Annotated in this window: 16 protein-coding genes and 1 riboswitch; of the genes, 10 read left to right on the top strand and 6 right to left on the bottom strand. The window is 64.4% G+C overall.

The annotated features are described in order from the left end of the window. Positions 1–13: 13 nt before the first annotated feature. Together AC1Q7F_RS27645 and efp are read right to left on the bottom strand one after the other, a co-directional pair. On the bottom strand, positions 14–844 hold the full coding sequence (locus tag AC1Q7F_RS27645; protein ID WP_492511783.1) for an inositol monophosphatase family protein: 831 nt from the start codon (positions 842–844) through the stop codon (positions 14–16). 205 nt (positions 845–1,049) lie between these two features. Next, positions 1,050–1,616, bottom strand: coding sequence for an elongation factor P (efp, locus tag AC1Q7F_RS27640; protein ID WP_492511782.1), 567 nt, complete (start codon positions 1,614–1,616; stop codon positions 1,050–1,052). 217 nt (positions 1,617–1,833) lie between these two features. Between efp and lspA the strand changes: the two genes are divergently transcribed. From lspA to ubiB, 4 genes are all read left to right on the top strand, one after another. After that, positions 1,834–2,385, top strand: coding sequence for a signal peptidase II (gene lspA, locus AC1Q7F_RS27635; protein WP_492511781.1), 552 nt, complete (start codon positions 1,834–1,836; stop codon positions 2,383–2,385). A gap of 35 nt (positions 2,386–2,420) precedes the next feature. Further along, the gene (locus AC1Q7F_RS27630; protein WP_492511780.1) at positions 2,421–2,924 is read left to right on the top strand and encodes a DUF3035 domain-containing protein; all 504 of its coding nucleotides are present in this window, start codon (positions 2,421–2,423) and stop codon (positions 2,922–2,924) included. 181 nt (positions 2,925–3,105) lie between these two features. Then, entirely contained in the window at positions 3,106–3,921 is an 816-nt protein-coding gene (locus AC1Q7F_RS27625) for a class I SAM-dependent methyltransferase (RefSeq protein ID WP_492511779.1), read from the top strand. A 2-nt stretch (positions 3,922–3,923) separates the two neighbouring features. After that, positions 3,924–5,468: a 2-polyprenylphenol 6-hydroxylase gene (gene ubiB, locus AC1Q7F_RS27620; RefSeq protein WP_492511778.1), complete on the top strand. Its 1,545-nt coding sequence runs from the start codon at positions 3,924–3,926 to the stop codon at positions 5,466–5,468. Positions 5,469–5,470: 2 nt separating this feature from the next. Here ubiB and AC1Q7F_RS27615 read toward each other — a convergent pair whose 3' ends face one another. Continuing rightward, positions 5,471–6,952 (bottom strand): ankyrin repeat domain-containing protein, encoded by a 1,482-nt coding sequence (locus tag AC1Q7F_RS27615; RefSeq protein ID WP_492511777.1) that lies wholly within the window; start codon positions 6,950–6,952, stop codon positions 5,471–5,473. Between the two features lie 124 nt (positions 6,953–7,076). Beyond that, positions 7,077–7,205, top strand: a riboswitch (TPP riboswitch). A 67-nt stretch (positions 7,206–7,272) separates the two neighbouring features. Between AC1Q7F_RS27615 and thiC the strand changes: the two genes are divergently transcribed. Further along, entirely contained in the window at positions 7,273–9,114 is a 1,842-nt protein-coding gene (gene thiC, locus AC1Q7F_RS27610) for a phosphomethylpyrimidine synthase ThiC (RefSeq protein WP_492511776.1), read from the top strand. Positions 9,115–9,183: 69 nt separating this feature from the next. Here the strand turns inward: thiC and AC1Q7F_RS27605 are convergent, their stop codons facing one another. Continuing rightward, entirely contained in the window at positions 9,184–9,351 is a 168-nt protein-coding gene (locus AC1Q7F_RS27605; RefSeq protein WP_492511775.1) for a YdcH family protein, read from the bottom strand. 215 nt (positions 9,352–9,566) lie between these two features. Here AC1Q7F_RS27605 and AC1Q7F_RS27600 point away from each other — a divergent pair, with 215 nt between their 5' ends. The 3 genes from AC1Q7F_RS27600 (at position 9,567) to AC1Q7F_RS27590 (ending at position 12,062) form a co-directional block, all read left to right on the top strand. Further along, the gene (locus AC1Q7F_RS27600) at positions 9,567–10,196 is read left to right on the top strand and encodes a UbiX family flavin prenyltransferase (RefSeq protein WP_492511774.1); all 630 of its coding nucleotides are present in this window, start codon (positions 9,567–9,569) and stop codon (positions 10,194–10,196) included. Positions 10,197–10,259: 63 nt separating this feature from the next. Continuing rightward, positions 10,260–10,751 (top strand): Fur family transcriptional regulator, encoded by a 492-nt coding sequence (locus AC1Q7F_RS27595; RefSeq protein ID WP_492511773.1) that lies wholly within the window; start codon positions 10,260–10,262, stop codon positions 10,749–10,751. A gap of 84 nt (positions 10,752–10,835) precedes the next feature. Further along, positions 10,836–12,062: a CobW family GTP-binding protein gene (locus tag AC1Q7F_RS27590; protein WP_492511772.1), complete on the top strand. Its 1,227-nt coding sequence runs from the start codon at positions 10,836–10,838 to the stop codon at positions 12,060–12,062. 149 nt (positions 12,063–12,211) lie between these two features. Here the strand turns inward: AC1Q7F_RS27590 and AC1Q7F_RS27585 are convergent, their stop codons facing one another. Next, the gene (locus tag AC1Q7F_RS27585; RefSeq protein WP_492511771.1) at positions 12,212–13,441 is read right to left on the bottom strand and encodes an SLC13 family permease; all 1,230 of its coding nucleotides are present in this window, start codon (positions 13,439–13,441) and stop codon (positions 12,212–12,214) included. 355 nt (positions 13,442–13,796) lie between these two features. After that, a complete protein-coding gene (locus AC1Q7F_RS27580; protein WP_492511770.1) occupies positions 13,797–14,945 on the bottom strand; it encodes a hypothetical protein in 1,149 nt (382 codons plus the stop codon). A 326-nt stretch (positions 14,946–15,271) separates the two neighbouring features. Between AC1Q7F_RS27580 and AC1Q7F_RS27575 the strand changes: the two genes are divergently transcribed. Further along, the gene (locus AC1Q7F_RS27575; protein WP_492511769.1) at positions 15,272–15,628 is read left to right on the top strand and encodes an ArsR/SmtB family transcription factor; all 357 of its coding nucleotides are present in this window, start codon (positions 15,272–15,274) and stop codon (positions 15,626–15,628) included. After that, entirely contained in the window at positions 15,625–16,542 is a 918-nt protein-coding gene (locus tag AC1Q7F_RS27570; protein ID WP_492511768.1) for an SRPBCC domain-containing protein, read from the top strand. The genes AC1Q7F_RS27575 and AC1Q7F_RS27570 overlap by 4 nt, the downstream gene beginning before the upstream one ends. Positions 16,543–16,643 lie beyond the last annotated feature (101 nt).

Here is a 16,643-nt window from a genome sequence, read left to right as displayed (position 1 = left end):
CAAGTCTGGTCGTTTACGCCTTCGGCTTTTCCACCGGCGCCACCTTGGGCTTGCCGGCGTTACGCAGCAGAACCGCCAGATGGGAATGCAGGTTGGCATTGGCGGCCAGGACCGAACCGCTGCTCAGCGGCGATTTGCCGGTGCCGATCTCGCTGACGAAGCCGCCGGCCTCGGTGACCAGCAGCAGGCCGGCCGCCATGTCCCAGGGCTTCAGGTCGGCTTCGAAGAACCCGTCGAAGCGGCCGGCCGCCGTATAGGCCAGGTCCAGCGACGCCGCACCCCAGCGGCGGGTGCCCGCCACCTGGCCCATCAGGGCCTCCAGCTGCTGCAGGAAAACCGGCGCATTGCCATGGCCCTTGAAGGGGATGCCGGTGGCGATCAGGCTGTCGGCCAGCGCGCGACGGGAGGAAACGCGCAGGCGGGTATGGTTCAGGAAGGCGCCCGCACCCTTTTCGGCCCAGAACATCTCATCATGCACGGGCTCATAGATGACGCCAGCGATGATCTCCCCTTCGCGCTCCAGCGCGATGGAGACGGCCCAGTGCGGCAGGCCATGCAGGAAGTTCGTGGTGCCGTCCAGGGGATCGACGATGAAGCGGTGGGCGGTGTCCTTGCCCTTGATCTCACCCGACTCTTCCATCAGGAAGCCAAAATCGGGGCGGGCCTTCTGCAGCTCCTCGCGCACGATGCGCTCGGCCTTCTGGTCGGCGGCGGATACGAAGTCGGACGGGCCCTTGCGGGAGACCTGAAGGTGCTCGACCTCGCCGAAATCGCGCAGGATGGCCTTGCCGGCCTTTTCGGCCGCACGGGTCATGACGTTCAGGATGGCCGAACGGGCTGCCATGGTCGAACACTCCACAATGACGAAGAAACGGCGGTCGATGACCGTCTATATAAAAACGAAACGCCCGCGCGTGTCGATCCGCGCGGGCGCCTGATGCTGAAAGACTGAGGGCGAAGCTCAGGCCGGCGACTGCCGGCCCGCGACCCCATGGTCGCTGTCAAGCCCAATCCGCCGGATGGCGGCGCCCGGCGCCTGAGGGCGCAAATCAGTCCTTGAAGCGTTCCATATATTCGCCGGTCTCAATATTGACGACGATCTTGGTGCCAGCCTCGATATGGGGCGGAACCAGGACGCGGGCGCCATTTTCCAGAACGGCCGGCTTGTAGGAGGAAGAGGCCGTCTGGCCCTTTACGACGGGGTCGGCCTCGGTGATCATCAGCACGACCGACTGCGGCAGTTCGACCGACAGGGGCGAACCTTCGAAGGACTGCACGACGACTTCCATGCCGTCCTGCAGGAAGATCTTGCCGTCGCCGATAATGTCGCCGGAAATGGTGACCTGTTCAAAGGTCTCCTTGTCCATGAAGGTGAAATTGTCGTCTTCGGCGAACAGGAACGTCATCTCGTGATCATCGAGACGGGCGCGCTCGACCGCTTCGCCGGTGCGGAAGCGCTCGATATTCTTGTTGCCCGACTTCACATCCTTCATTTCCAGCTGAATGAAGGCGCCGCCCTTGCCGGGCTGCACGATCTGGGTGCCGGTGATGACATAGAGACGGCCGTTATGCTCAAGGATGTGACCCTTGCGCATGGTGTTCGCATTGACCTTCATGACACGCTATCTCAAACTTTCGAGGAATCGAGCGGCGCGGAACCTAACAGGTTGCCCGGTCTGAGGCAAATGCCCCGTGTCCCCGCCTGCCGCATGGGCAACCGGCGGGCTGTGCAAGGGCCGCGTGACGGAATTTTAGCAGATGCCCCGACCATTTGCCGCCTTTCCGCCGTGTTTGGGTTATAAGGCAGCGGTGACGTGTTGAAGACGCGGATGGATGATGGTTGTGGGTGAGGGGGCCGCGCCGGTGGCCATGGTGAAGAAGCTGCGCATGGTGACTTGTTTGGTGGCTCTGGTTGCCCTGGTCCTGGACCAGATGAGCAAGCAATGGGTGCTGACCAGCCTGCTGCCCTGCCTGTCCGGGCCGCCCGGTCCGGGCTGTGCGGTCAATTCTCCCTTCATCGAGGTGACGGGCTTCTTCAATATGGTGGTCGCCTGGAACTTTGGGGTCAGCTTCTCTATGTTCTACAGCCAGCATGATCTGATGCCCGCCGCTCTCAGCCTGCTGGCCGTCATCATCTGTGCGGGGCTGCTCTGGTGGGGCCGGCATAATGACAAGCCGCTTCTTGCACTGGCCACCGGCATGGTGGTCGGCGGGGCCGTCGGTAATGTCATTGACCGGTTCCGTTTCGGGGCCGTCGCCGATTTTCTTGACTTTCACGTCGCGGGCTGGCACTGGCCGGCATTCAACGTGGCGGATTGCTGCATCGTCGTCGGCGTGTGCCTGTTGTTGATCGACGGGCTGTTCTCCGGGGCGGAGCGGCGCTAATCTCAGTTCCTCGTTCAAAGGGTACGGATCGGACCATGGGTGTGTTGAAGCAAGTGCGCAAGGCGGCCGTACCGGCCATCACAATTCTCGCCATGGGTGGCCTGCTGTCGGGCTGCGGCCTGTTCAGTGGCCATGACGCGCCGGATGAATTCATGGTCGTGTCCCGCGCCCCGCTGGAAGTGCCGCCGGACTTCTCCCTGCGCCCGCCGCAGCCCGGCAGTCCGCGCCCGCAGGAGATGGAGCGTGACACCCGATCGCAGGCCAGCGTGTTCGGCGCCAGCACGGCCGGTACCGGCGCCCTGATTGATCCGCGTACCAGCCCGCAGCAATCCAATGGTGAAGGGGCCCTGCTGGCCCAAGCCGGTGCTGACGGGGCCAGCCCCGATATCCGCGCCATTGTCGATCGGGAGAATCCCGGCGTCGTTGTCGGCACCCCCAGTTTCCTGGACAAGCTGATGTTCTGGAAGGACGAGCAGAACCCCGAAGTCATGCCTCCGCCCGGCGGTACGCTGTCCACGACACGTGAGAGCGGCAAGTAAGTTTTTGCGCTTTCTCAGGCGCCGCGCCGGCAGTCGCCGGGTACTTGTGCCCAAGGGGCACCGCTCCTCATATTGATCGAAGCCCCGCCCTTCCGGCGGGGCTTCATCATTTTCCGGAACCCATGCATGCGCGGCATCGCGCCCGCTTCCCAAGGGGGCCGGTCCAGCCTATGTTCCGGCCATGACCGACGCACGCCAGACCCCGCCCGCCGCCGCCCACCTTACCCCCCAGGGCACCCCCCCCAGGCCCCCCGCCGGGGAGGAAGGCCGTTTCTTCGGCTTCCGGGAGATCGACCCGACGGAGAAGGCCCCCCTGGTCCAGGGCGTGTTCGGCAGCGTTGCCGGCAAATACGACCTGATGAACGACCTGATGTCGATGGGCGTCCACCGGCTGTGGAAAGGTGCCTTCGTCGATCTGGTCCGCCCGCGCGAGGGTGAGGCACTGCTGGACGTGGCCGGCGGCACCGGCGATATCGCCTTCCGCCTGAAGGCCAAGGCGCCCGACGCCAAAGTTACGGTCTGCGACCTGACGGAGGCCATGGTGCGGGTGGGGCGTGACCGGGGTGTGGATGGCGGTCTGCTGTCCGGCATCGACTGGACCGTGGGCAATGCCGAGGATCTGCCATTCCCGTCCCGCTCCATGGATGCTTATACGATCGCCTTCGGTCTGCGCAACGTGACGCGCATCGACAAGGCGCTGGCCGAAGCCCGCCGTGTGCTGAAGCCGGGTGGGCGCTTCTTCTGCCTGGAATTCAGTCATGTCGTGATCCCGGTCCTGCGGGAGGTTTATGACAGCTATTCCTTCCACCTGCTGCCGCGGTTGGGCGGGATGGTGGCGGGCGACCGCGACAGCTATCAGTATCTGGTGGAGAGCATCCGCCGCTTTCCCGAACAGCAGGCCCTGTGCCGGCGGATCGAGGCGGCGGGCTTTACCGGCGCCAAGGCGCGTAACCTGTCCGGTGGCATCGCCTGCATCCATTCCGGCTGGCGCGTGTAGGCATGCTGCGCGCCTTCCGCAATCTGGCCCAAATACTCAGTATCGGTCGCACGCTGGGCCGCCATGGCGCCCTGCCGGTAGAGCTTTTCCACGATTCAAGCCCGCTCCTGGCCTTTTTCATGGACTGCCTGAACCGCAGCAAGGCGCCGGGCCGGCCGGGCCAGCGTCTGGCCGCGGCCCTGCAGGTGCTGGGCCCCAGCTTCATCAAGCTGGGCCAGGTTCTGTCCATCCGCGCCGATCTGGTGGGTGACGAGGTTGCCGATGACTTGGCCGAATTGCGCGACCGGTTGCCGGCCTTCTCCGGCGCGGCTGCCCGGGCCATCATCGAAGGGGAGCTGGAGCGGCCGGTCGCGGAGCTTTATACGGCCTTCGATGACAATGCCGTCGCTGCGGCCAGCATCGCCCAGGTGCATTTTGCCCAGACGCCGGACGGCCGCCTTGTCGCCGTAAAGGTGCTGCGGCCGGGGATCGAGACGGCGTTCCAGCGGGATATCGACCTGCTGCTGTGGCTGGCCGACTGGGCCGTGCGTCTGGCGCCCAAGCTGCGCCGCCTGAAGCCGGTGGCGGTGGTAGAAACCTTCGCCCGCACCGTCGCGCTGGAGATGGACCTGCGGATGGAGGCGGCGGCGGCTTCCGAGCTGGCGGAGAATTTCAGCGGCGACGCGACGTTCGGCGTGCCCGGCATCGACTGGGACCGTACCGCCAGGCGGGTGATGACCCAGGAACGCATCATCGGCTTTTCCATCGACCGGGTGGAGGAGATCCGCGCTGCCGGGCTGCAGACCGACCGGCTGCTGGCCCATGCGGCGGACGCTTTTTTCAACCAGGTGTTCCGCGACGGCTTCTTCCATGCCGACATGCATCCCGGCAACATGTTCGTGACGCCGCAGGGAAGGCTGATCGCGGTCGATTTCGGCATCATGGGCCGTATCGACCGGCAGACGCGGCTCTATCTGGCCGACATGCTGATCGGATTTCTGAACCGCGACTATGATCTGGTGGCCAAGGTGCATTTCGATGCCGGGTTCGTGCCGGCGACCCAGGATCAGGAACTGTTCAAGCAGGCCGTGCGCTCCATCGGGGAGCCGCTGCATGGGCGACCCTTGTCCGACATCTCCGTGGGCCGCTTGCTGGCCCAGATGTTCGCGGTCACGGAAAAGTTCCAGATGGAGACGCAGCCGCAATTGCTGCTGCTGCAGAAAAGCATGCTGACGGCGGAGGGCATGGGCCGCGTCCTGAACCCGCATGTGAACATGTGGGAACTGGCCCGCCCCCTGATCACAAGCTGGATGATTGAGAACCGGGGGCCGGAGGCGCGCGTCGCCGACATTCTGACCAACGTCACGGGCATTGCGCGTCGCCTGCCGGCGCTGGTCCGCGACCTGGAACAGGCGGCCAATATGCTGGTCGATGGCGGTGGCCTGCGCCTGCATCCCGAGTCGGTGGCCGTGCTGGCGGCCTCGCGTGAGCGGGAAGGGCGGCGCTGGCGCCGGCTGGGCTGGGCCGCCTTGGCTCTGGCGGCGGGTCTGGTGGCGGCGCTGTCCTGAAATCAGCTGCCGAGCAGGACGGTGGCCCGGCGTCGGTCTTCGCCAGTCAATAGCTTGTTCTCGGAAACGGGCCCCTTGCCATTAAGATAGTCGAGCGGGGTGGCACCCTCGTCATCCTTCGCGGCCGGGTTGGCTCCAGCCTTCAGCAAGGCCTCGATTACCGGGAGGCTGGCATTGGCGGCGGCATAATGCAGGGCGGTACGCTCACCATGCTTGATGTAGTCCCATTCCGCCGTCGCGTTGGTTGTTGCCGTTACTTCAGCTTTGTTGGCAATCAACCAATTCACCGCCGGTAGAAGGTCGAACTGCGCCGCAGTCATCAGGGGTGTTTTACCGAAATCGTTGCGCGTGTCTATGCCGCCGACGATGGAATGGGCCGCGATCATTGGCAGCAGATCGGCCCGGGCGACGGCGATGTGCATGATCGGGTCTGGGGCTATTTCTCCTTCGTTGGCGCAGAACTTGATCACGTCGGATTCGATAGACCAAATATCTGTTATCTGTGCCAATGCTTTGCGGATTTCCTCCTCCGGTGCGCCGTCAAGAAGCAGTTCGCGCAGACTACTGCCGTCAGGGTTGCGACATCCACCGATGGCGATGCTATCAAGGGCGCTGCCTATACCTTGGAAGGCCTCACCAAGGGGGCGGTCGATGTATCTTGCTATGCCTTCCATGGCGGTAACATAAGCGCCATGGATTCTGGCCTCTAATTGATGGTTGTAGAGGGACAAATACCCCCAAGATTTATAGGGGCTTGGGAGATTGGCCGGATCATAGTCTCCTCCAGTGAATTTGAAATCCCGTAGCTTTATTTTTTCGATCGCAAAGCTTTGGCGCTTGGCCATTCCATATCTGGATGATCCTGACATCGTAGCATTATTATAGATCACGTCAGCAGCGTCGGCTAAATTCCGGAATTGTTCCACGGCTTCTGTCGGAAAGCCCCTGATCTCCCCCCGGCCCCACTCACAACCGGAACGTGGTGTGTAATTATCCATACCGGATCCGAACATTGGTGCCGTCGCAACCAGAAGGTCCGGCTTCTTCAGGAGGATCCCACAGGGTATCAGGTACGAAGCTGTTGACCTGTTGGTCGCCAAGTCCGAGAGGGACGCTAGCTGTACCGTTGGGATCAGACTTTCCGACGTGCCGTCATAAGTTGGTGGCATGCCGGGCAATCGGGCCAAAGATTCTTCCGGGATCTGCTTCCAAGCCTCCGCAGCGATCAACTGGCTCAAATTGTCTATCTCGGCGTCCCGCTCCGGGCGGGCATCGCGGAAGCTGTGCAAGAACAGCATCAGGTCCAGCCTTGCCAGCCAAACGTCCTGGTGTGCCCGCATCAGCGCTTCAGCTTGATCTTGATGGCTCTCCAGTTCCTCTATGGCCGACTCATATTCGGGGGGCAGTGACGCTCCCTGTCCTTGGGCGGCGATAGCAAAGCTCATGATGAGCAATGCAGCGACGGTTAGATTGCGCAGGCCCAAGATCGCTTTCCCTCGGGAGAGTATCGATTATCTTTTACATCTTATCAGGGGCGAGCGAATACGAACAGCATCGCCGCGTCAACTACCCACCCTTGACACCCCGCCCCATCGTCCCGCACTTTCCATCCCGTCCAAGGGGAACCCCGGCAAGGGGCTGAGACACCGTATGGACCGCTTGAGGGCGGCACCGGCGCGGGAACCCTTCGAACCTGATCCGGGTCGTACCGGCGTAGGGATGGAAGCATAGGGGCCCCGTCTGCCCCAAACGTGCCGCCGCACCCCGTGCGCATGCCCGGATCTCCATATCAAGGGAGGTCCAAATGCCAGATACCAACATTACCGATCCCGAATTTCGCGTGACCACCGGCCCGCTGCCGGCGTCGCGCAAGGTGCATATGGCGGGAGAGCGCTTTCCCGACATCCGCGTCGCCATGCGCGAGATCGACCTGTCGCCCAGCGCCAATGAGCCGCCGGTGCGTGTCTATGACCCGTCGGGGTCCTATACCGACCCGGATGTGCGCACCGACATCCGCCAGGGACTGGCGGAGCTGCGCCGGTCCTGGGTGGAAGCGCGCGGCGATGTCGAGGCGTATGAGGGGCGTGAGGTGAAGCCGGAGGATAATGGCTTGGTACGGGGGCAGGAGAGCCCCGTACCGCTGTTCGACCGGGCAAGCCGCCGGCCGCTGCGCGCCCGGCCGGGCGCCAATGTCAGCCAGCTTCATTATGCCCGCAAAGGCATCATCACGGCGGAAATGGAATATGTCGCCATCCGTGAAAACCTGGGGCGGCAGCGGCTGGCCGAACAGGCGGCCCGCGATGGCGAGGATTTCGGGGCCAGCATTCCCGATTACGTGACCCCGGAATTCGTGCGGGACGAGATCGCGCGGGGCCGCGCCATCATTCCCAACAATATCAATCACCCGGAGACGGAGCCGATGATTATCGGCCGGAACTTCCTGGTGAAGATCAATGCCAATATCGGCAATTCCGCCGTCACCTCCTCGGTCGCGGATGAGGTGGATAAGCTGGTCTGGGCCATCCGTTGGGGTGCGGATACGGTTATGGACCTGTCCACGGGCCGCAATATCCACACGATCCGGGAATGGATCATCCGCAATAGTCCCGTGCCCATCGGCACGGTGCCGATCTATCAGGCGCTGGAGAAGGTCAATGGCAAGGCCGAGGACCTGACCTGGGAACTGTTCCGCGACACGCTGATCGAGCAGGCCGAACAGGGGGTGGATTATTTCACCATTCATGCTGGCGTGCGGCTGGCCCATATCCCGCTGACGGCCAAACGGGTGACGGGCATCGTCAGCCGGGGCGGGTCGATCATGGCCAAATGGTGCCTGGCCCACCACAAGGAGAATTTCCTCTACACCCATTTCGACGAGATCTGCGAGATCATGAAGGCGTATGACATCGCCTTCTCCCTGGGTGACGGTCTGCGCCCCGGCAGCATTGCCGATGCCAATGACGCCGCCCAGTTCGCGGAGCTGGACACGCTGGGCGAGCTGACCCAGATCGCCTGGAAGCATGATGTGCAGGTGATGATCGAAGGGCCGGGCCATGTGCCCATGCACAAGATCAAGGCCAACATGGACAAGCAGCTGAAGGTTTGTGGCGAGGCGCCGTTCTACACGCTGGGGCCCCTGACCACCGACATCGCGCCGGGCTATGACCACATCACCAGCGGCATCGGGGCCGCCATGATCGGCTGGTTCGGCACCTCCATGCTCTGCTATGTCACGCCCAAGGAACATCTGGGCCTGCCCGACCGCGACGATGTGAAGGTGGGGGTGATCACCTATAAGCTGGCCGCCCATGCCGCCGATCTGGCCAAGGGCCATCCCGGCGCCCAGGAACGCGACGATGCCCTGTCACGGGCCCGGTTCGAGTTCCGCTGGCGCGACCAGTTCAACCTGTCGCTGGACCCGGAGACGGCGGAGAAATATCACGACCAAACCCTGCCGGCGGAAGGCGCCAAGCTGGCGCATTTCTGCTCCATGTGCGGGCCGAAATTCTGCTCCATGAAGATCACGCAGGAAGTGCGCGATTATGCAGCCGCCCAGGAGGGGATGGCCGCCATGTCGGCGACCTTCAAGGAGAAGGGGGGACAGGTGTATCTGTCGGACAGGCCGATCCCGGAAGATCATCATTAAAGTAAAAAAGCCCCCGTCCGGCATTCGGACGGGGGCCTTTTCTCTGGCCGTTCGGGGCCGGAAATGCCGTCAGGCGCGGGCCAGGCGGTCCATTTCCTCCTTCACGCGCAATTTTTCCATTTTCAGGCGGGTCAGGGTCGTCGTGTCGGGCAAGGGACGGCGGGATTCCATCCGCACCTCCCGATCCAGGCTTTCATGCTTGGTGCGCAGCGATTCAACACGCTCGGGGAACAACATACGGCCTCTCCTTCTGTAACGATGGAACAACGGACCTGTCTGGTTGTTGGTACCTGAAACGCGGCTTGGCCTTTCCTGATGGACAAAACATGGATCACGATCCTGACATGGAATCGTTATCCGCGGCTCTATGCATATGGATAGGGTAGTGGGGTTTTTCGAGGGGCGGATTAGCCACCCTGGACGAAAACCATCGGGGGCGTTACATCACCTCCATGGCAGATATCCTCCCAAAGCCGGCCGGTTCTTCCGGTCCTGACCAGTACCCGGCGGCAGCACCGCCCCGACGGATGATTGTCGGGATCAGCGGGGCGTCGGGCATTGTTTACGGCATATGCCTGCTTGAAACGTTACGCCGGCTGGGCATCGAATCCCACCTCGTAATGAGCAGGTCTGCCGAGGTGACCTCTGCGCACGAGTCGGGGCTGAAGGTGGCCGAGATCCGGGCGCTGGCCGATGTCACCTATGCCGCCACCGATATCGGGGCCGCCGTTTCGTCGGGCAGCTTCCGAACGATGGGCATGATCGTCGCGCCTTGTTCGGTGCGGTCGATGTCGGAGATCGCGTCGGGGGTTACCAGCTCGCTGCTGACCCGCGCGGCGGACGTGGTGCTGAAGGAGCGGCGGCGGCTGGTGCTGATGCTGCGCGAGACGCCGCTGCATCTGGGCCATATCCGCACCATGGCGGCGGTGACGGAGATGGGGGCCATCATCTATCCGCCCGTCCCCGCCTTCTATGCCAATCCGCAAAGCCTGGAGGAGATGGTTGACCACACGATCGGGCGCGTGCTGGATCTGTTCGATATCGATACGGGCCGGGTGCGGCGCTGGGGGGAGGAGGGCTGACCCTCCTTTCCTTCTGCTGCCCGCCTGCCTACATTGGCACCGTCCTTGCTGAAGGCTCATCCGATGTCCAGCCATACCCACCATCATCACGACCATGCCGTGCGCCATGACCATGGGTCCTGCGTCCAGGATGCGCTGGCCCGTGCTGATGCGATCTGTACCGAACGTGGTGTACGGCTGACGGCGCAGCGGGCGCGGGTTCTGGAACTGGTCTGGTCCAGCCACAAGCCGCGCGGCGCCTATGCCATCCTGGAGGATCTGTCGGCGGACGGGAAGCGAGTGGCCCCGCTGACCGTCTATCGTGCGCTGGATTTCCTGCTGGAACAGGGTTTGATCCACCGGATCGAAAGCCAGAACGCCTTTGTCGGCTGCCCCGACCCCGGTACCGCCCATACGGGGCAGTTCCTGGTCTGCTCCTGCTGCGGCAACGCCACCGAGCTGACCGACCGGCGCATCGCGGCCGCCATCGCCGAAAGTGCGGCGGCCCAGGGCTTCACGGTGCAGCGGCAGACCGTGGAGGTAACGGGCATCTGCCCCGACTGCCGCGACCATTGACGGACGGGGCCCCGGCCCCCCACATGTTGCCCCATGCATGCCGGGAGACCCGGCCCTACCATTTTCATGCCTGAGGATGCTTCCTTGTCCACGCAACCGACCCCGCCCAGCCCGCCGCCCCGTCTGCCCATCTCCGTCCTGACCGGGTTTCTGGGCAGTGGCAAGACCACCTTGCTGTCGCGCCTGATCCGCGATCCTTCCATGGTGCGCACCGCCGTCGTCATCAATGAATTTGGCGAGGTCGGGCTGGACCATCTGCTGGTCGAGCAGTCGGACGAGAACATGGTGCTGATGGATAGCGGCTGCTTGTGCTGCACCATCCGGTCCGACCTGGCGGATACGCTGCGCGACCTGTACATGAAGCGCATGCGCGGCGACATTCCGGAATTCGACCGGGTGGTGATCGAGACCACGGGCCTGGCCGACCCCGCCCCCATCTTGCACACGCTGATGACCGATCCGCTGATCGCGTCGCGCTTCCGCCTGGATGGGGTGGTCACCACCATCGACAGCGTCCATGGCATGGGCCAGCTGGACGAGCATGAGGAAAGCCTGAAGCAGGCCGCCGTGGCCGACCGTGTGGTCCTGACCAAGACCGATCTGGCCGAACCCGCCCAAGTGGAGGCGCTGCGCCGCCGCCTGCATGACCTTAACCCCGGTGCGGTCCATGTCGATGCGCAGAAGGACCAGGGTCTGCCGGTGCTGCTGTTCGATGCCGGCCTGTACAATCCCAATACCAAGTCGCTGGACGTGCAGCGCTGGCTGAAGGCGGAAGCCTATGAGGGCGGGGATGATCATCACCATGATCATGACCATGCCCATTGCGACCACGACCATGGCCATTGCCACCATGAGCATGAGCATGAGCACGGGCACGACCATCACGCGCATGGCGATGATCACGACCACGCCCATTGCGACCATGATCATGGGCACTGCGATCACGACCATGGGCATGACCACGCCCATGGCCACCATCACCATGATGTGAACCGCCACAATGACAAGATCACGTCCTTCGTGATCCGGTCGGACAAGCCGCTGCCCTGGGACGGGCTGGTCACCTTCTTCGAGACGGTGGCCAAGGCGCAGGGCGACAATATCCTGCGCGTGAAGGGGCTGTTGAATGTCGAGGAGGCGGAGCGCCCCATCGTCATCCATGGCGTCCAGCACCTGTTCCACCCGCCGGTGCAGTTGGACGCTTGGCCCACCGCCGACCAGAGCAGCCGCATCGTCTTCATCGTCAAGGACCTGAAGCGCGAGACGGTGCAGGACCTGTTCGACAGCGTGGTGGGTGCCAAGGCGGCGTAGTTTCGTCATTTCCCTTTTCGTCATCCCGGCGGAAGCCGGGACCCAGGGGCCCAGTGCGCGACCTTGCGGCAGCTTTAAGCAAGGCAGCTTCGAGGTTTGGTCATGTGACCCCTGGGTCCCGGCTTTCGCCGGGTTGACGGGCAGAGGTGCTACCACCCCGCATACCCCATTGCCCACAGCCAGCCCATGGCCAGCGCCAGCGACGCCAGGGTCATCGGCACGCCGCATTTGGCATGTTCCCAGAAGCCCAGGGTCACGCCGCTGGCCGCGGCGCGTTCCACCACGATCAGGTTGGCGAGGCTGCCCAGCAGCAGCAGGTTGCCCGACAGGGTGGACAGTATGGCCAGGGCGTAGAGCGCACCATCGGGCGGGCTGGGCCAGACCTGCATCAGCAGCAGCACGGCGGGCACATTGCCGATACTATTGCTGGCGGCCAGCGACAAGGGCGCCAGCACCGACAGACGGTCGATGGGCCAGCCGCCGGCGGCCAGGGCCGCCACCATCTCCCCCGGAATGCCGGTACGGGCCAAGGCTGCCGTCACCACGAACAAAGCCGCGAACAGCACCAGCAGGTGCCAGTCCACCAACCCCAGCATGCGCCGGCTGGCGAAGCGGCGGCTGACCAGCATGGCGGCGGCCACGGCCAGCACCCCTTCCTCCTGCGGCAGCGGCGTGGCGAAGAAGATCAGCAGCATCAAGGTGGCCAACAGGGCCTTTTTCAGGTGCCAGAGGTCCAGGTCGGGCGGGGCGAGCGGCAGGGGCGGGGCATCGGGGATTTCAAGGCGCCCGCGCCAGACCAGGGTGACGGTGGCGAAGACGCACCCCATGCCCAGCAAGGCCGGCATCAGGCAGGCGGCCAGGAACGGCCAGAAGTCGAGCCCGCCCAACTGTCCGATCAGGATGTTCTGCGGATTGCCGATGATGGTGGCGGCCGACCCGGCATTGGCGGCCCCGGCCAGCGCGATCAGATAGGGCCGCGCATCCAGACCCCGTGCCGTCAGGCCGGCACAGAGCAGCGGCGTCATGGCGAAGACCACGACATCATTGGCCAGCACGGCCGACAAGGCCCCGCCCACCGCCACCACCAGGGCCAGCAATGCGGTGGGGCTGTAAGCCGCCTGCGCCAGCCGGACGGCACTCCAGCCATAGAATCCCGCCAGTTCGAACTGTGCCGACAGGATCATCAGGCCCAGCAGGATGAACAAAGTCGGGTAATCGATAGCCGCCCCCAGCGCGTCGGCCGGCATGGCCCCGGCCAGGGCCAGCACGACGGCGCCCAGCAGGGCAATGCCGGTGCGGTCGATCTGCAAGCCGGGGAACCGGCCCACAGCCATGCCCAGATAGACCAGCACGAAGATGGTGAGGATCAGGAAGGTCATGGGGCGGGACCATGGGTGGGAGGGACCGTCATGTGGGGTACATCGCGGCGGGCGGTGGAGCCATGGGAATTGTGGGCGTTAACCCTGTGAAACATTGTGCAACGTTCTTTGGGGTGTGTCGCATGGGGGTGTTGTGGCTCATCGGTGAATTTCCTTCATCGCCTTCCCGGCGAAGGCCGGGACCCAGGATCACAGGCCGAACCTTTTGGCAGCTTTCATCCAGGCAGCGTTGACGGTTGATCTTGTGGCCCCTGGGCCCCGGCTTTCGCCGGGGAGGCGATAGAAGCCAGTTCAGGGGGGGTGAACATTCAGGTTGTTTCCCAACAAATCCGGTTTGCGTCCGGGAGTCCGTCGCTCACAGATCCATGGGCTTGTCGCCCCAGGTGAGCCAGCGGGATCGGGCGACCCAGCGGGCGGCGGAGAGGCCGGGGGCATTGTCGATACCGTCGGCGACGGGCTGGGTGTTGTGCAGAATCCAGGCCAGCATGCGCGGTGCCGCCCAGGACGGGCCGCGGCGGATGCCCTGGTCGGCGGGGCGGGCGGTCGGGTCGCGGGGGATGGGGGGTGCCGATGCCTTGACCTTGGCGCGGGGGTGCTGGCGCAGGGCGGGTGGGGCGTCCGGATGCGGGTCGGAACTGTCGCCCATCGGATCGGCATCGATCGGGTGCAGATGCGGGACCGGGTCGGGCAGGAGGTTTGCAAAGGGCGAGGGTTCGGGATGGAGGGCGATCTCCACGGTCTCCGGTGCCGGCCCGTCGAGGTTGGGCGCCAGGGGGTCGTTGTCGGCCCCGCTGTCGGCGGGGGAGAGGTCGGGCGTGTGGCCCCTGGGTCCCGGCTTTCGCCGGGAAGGCGATGCATTGGATAGGCTGGGCCGGGGCCGGGGCTCGAATGCGGGCGATTCCTCCATCACCGGCAGGGGGCGGGGCTGGTCGGGCCGGGCGTCGAGGTCGGCGATGATGGAGGCTGCCTTTTCCGGGGTGGGGAACCAGGTCTGGGGGATGCGGGCATAGCCGGGCTTGGGCGGTTTTTCGGCCTGTTGCAGCAGTTCCTGGCCCAGGCCCAGCCGGTCGGCCATCCACAGGGTGGCGCGCATATTGCCGTCGGCGACGGCCTGGTAGAGCGTATCCACCACGATCTCGCGCATGGCCACGAAGCGGCTATCGGCCTCGCGCCGCAGCAGGGCACGCTCCTCCGCCACGCGGCGGCGCAGGTTGGGTGATTGCGACAAGGCCCGCCAGATGGTGGTGCGCGACAGCTTGTAATGTTCGGCGATCTTGATGATGGGCACGCCGGCGGCGAGATGGAAGGCGATCTTGGCCCAGGTGACCTCATCCAGCTTGCGGGCATTATATCCGTCGAGCAGGCGACCCTTGTAGGGGGCGGCCCCGGAATAGGGCTTGATCGTGGACGGGTCCTCGGCCGCTTCCATGGCGCGGCGGATGGCCGCCTGGCGCTGTTTCAGGCTGAGGCCGGCGAGGGAGGCGGGGTGGGTGGCGATGGTCATGGGGGGCTCCGGGTCTGGGAGGGCAGACCTGGAGCGTAGCATGGAATAGGAAAATATTCCATGGTTGTGGGTGGGACGCCCTTGCTCCCGCTTCCTTACTTCCCATCTTCCCGCCTTCCCGGCGACAAGCCGGGACCCAGGGGCCAAGCGCCCGACCGTGCCACAGCGTTGGTCGAGGCTGCGTTGAGGTTTGCCCTGTGGCCCCTGGGTCCCGGCTTGTCGCCGGGAAGGCGATAGGGTCGGGAGGGCCGACGCGTCGGTCAAATACTTAGGTCTTTACCGAACTATCTGCTTGCCACAGTTCTCACGTCCTGATACTTAGGCTCATGCCTAACATTCAATCCGCCCCCCCCAATCTCGATCGCATGTTCCTGGCCCTGGCCGATCCGTCGCGCCGGGCGGTGCTGGAGCGGCTGGCCGAGGGGCCGGCCAGTGTCGGGGAACTGGCCAAGCCCATGCCCATGGCGCTGCCCAGCCTGATGCAGCACTTGGCGATGCTGGAAAGCTGCGGCCTGATCCGGACGGAGAAGGTGGGACGGGTGCGGACCTGCCGGTTGGAACCCCATGCCATGGATGCGGCCAGCGAATGGATCGCCCGGCAGCGGGCGGTGTGGGAAGCAAGGTTCGACCGGCTGGATGCCTATTTGCAGATATTGAAACAACAGGAGGAACAGCAGCCATGATCCATACACCGCCGCCTGCCGATCGCAGCATGGTGATCACCCGCACCCTGAACGCGCCCCGCGCGCTGGTGTGGAAGGTGCTGACCGATCCCCGCCATGTGCCCTTCTTCTGGGGGCCGGACGGGTTCTCCACGACGGTCCATGAGATGGATGTGCGGGTGGGGGGTACCTGGCGCTACACGATGCATGGATGGGGTCAGGATTTCGAGAACTGGATCCGTTATCGCACCGTGCAGGCGCCGGCGCTGCTGGAGTACGAGCATGGCGGCGACGATCCCGACCATTGCCTGTTCAATTCATCCATCCGGCTGGAGGAAGTGGCGGCGGGCAAGACCCAGGTGACGCTAACCATGATCCTGCAAAGTGCGGAGGATCTGGCCGAGAAGCGCAAGATGGGTGCGGAGGCCGGCGGGAACCAGACCCTGGCGCGGCTGGAACAACGGGTGCTGGTCGCCGACCGCGACCTTGGCATCACCCGCATCCTGGACGTGCCGCGCGCCCTGGTGTGGAAGGCCTGGACCAGCCCGGAGCATTTGAAGCAATGGTGGTGCCCGCGCCCCTGGCAGACGGTGGAGGTCCGCATGGACCTGCGGGCCGGCGGGGAATTCTATACCCGCATGGAAGGGCCCGATGGCGGCGTGTCCGACAATCCCGGCATCTTCCTGCTGATCGAGGAAGGCAAGCGGCTGGTCTTCACCAACACCATGGCGCCAGGGTTCCGGCCCGTGACGCCGGGCTTCCTGGCCTTCACCGCCGACATCACCTTCGAGGACCATCTGGGCGGTACCCGCTATACGGCGCGTGCCATGCACCTGGACGCGGCCGGGGCGACCAGCCATGCCGAGATGGGCTTCTATGATGGCTGGTCGACGGCGATCGACCAGCTGGAGGAGGCGGCGAAAGGGTGGGCGTGAGGGGGGGATTAAGCGTTGGGAGGGCTATCTCAACCTCTTGAAATCGCTTATTTCGCCTCCCCGGCGACAAGCCGGGGCCCAGGATCACGGGCCCAACGTTT

Source organism: Niveispirillum sp. GW835-FHT14G11 (assembly GCF_058793615.1).
Note: the sequence above shows the minus strand (reverse complement) of the source record. Positions and strands in the feature narration are given on the sequence as shown.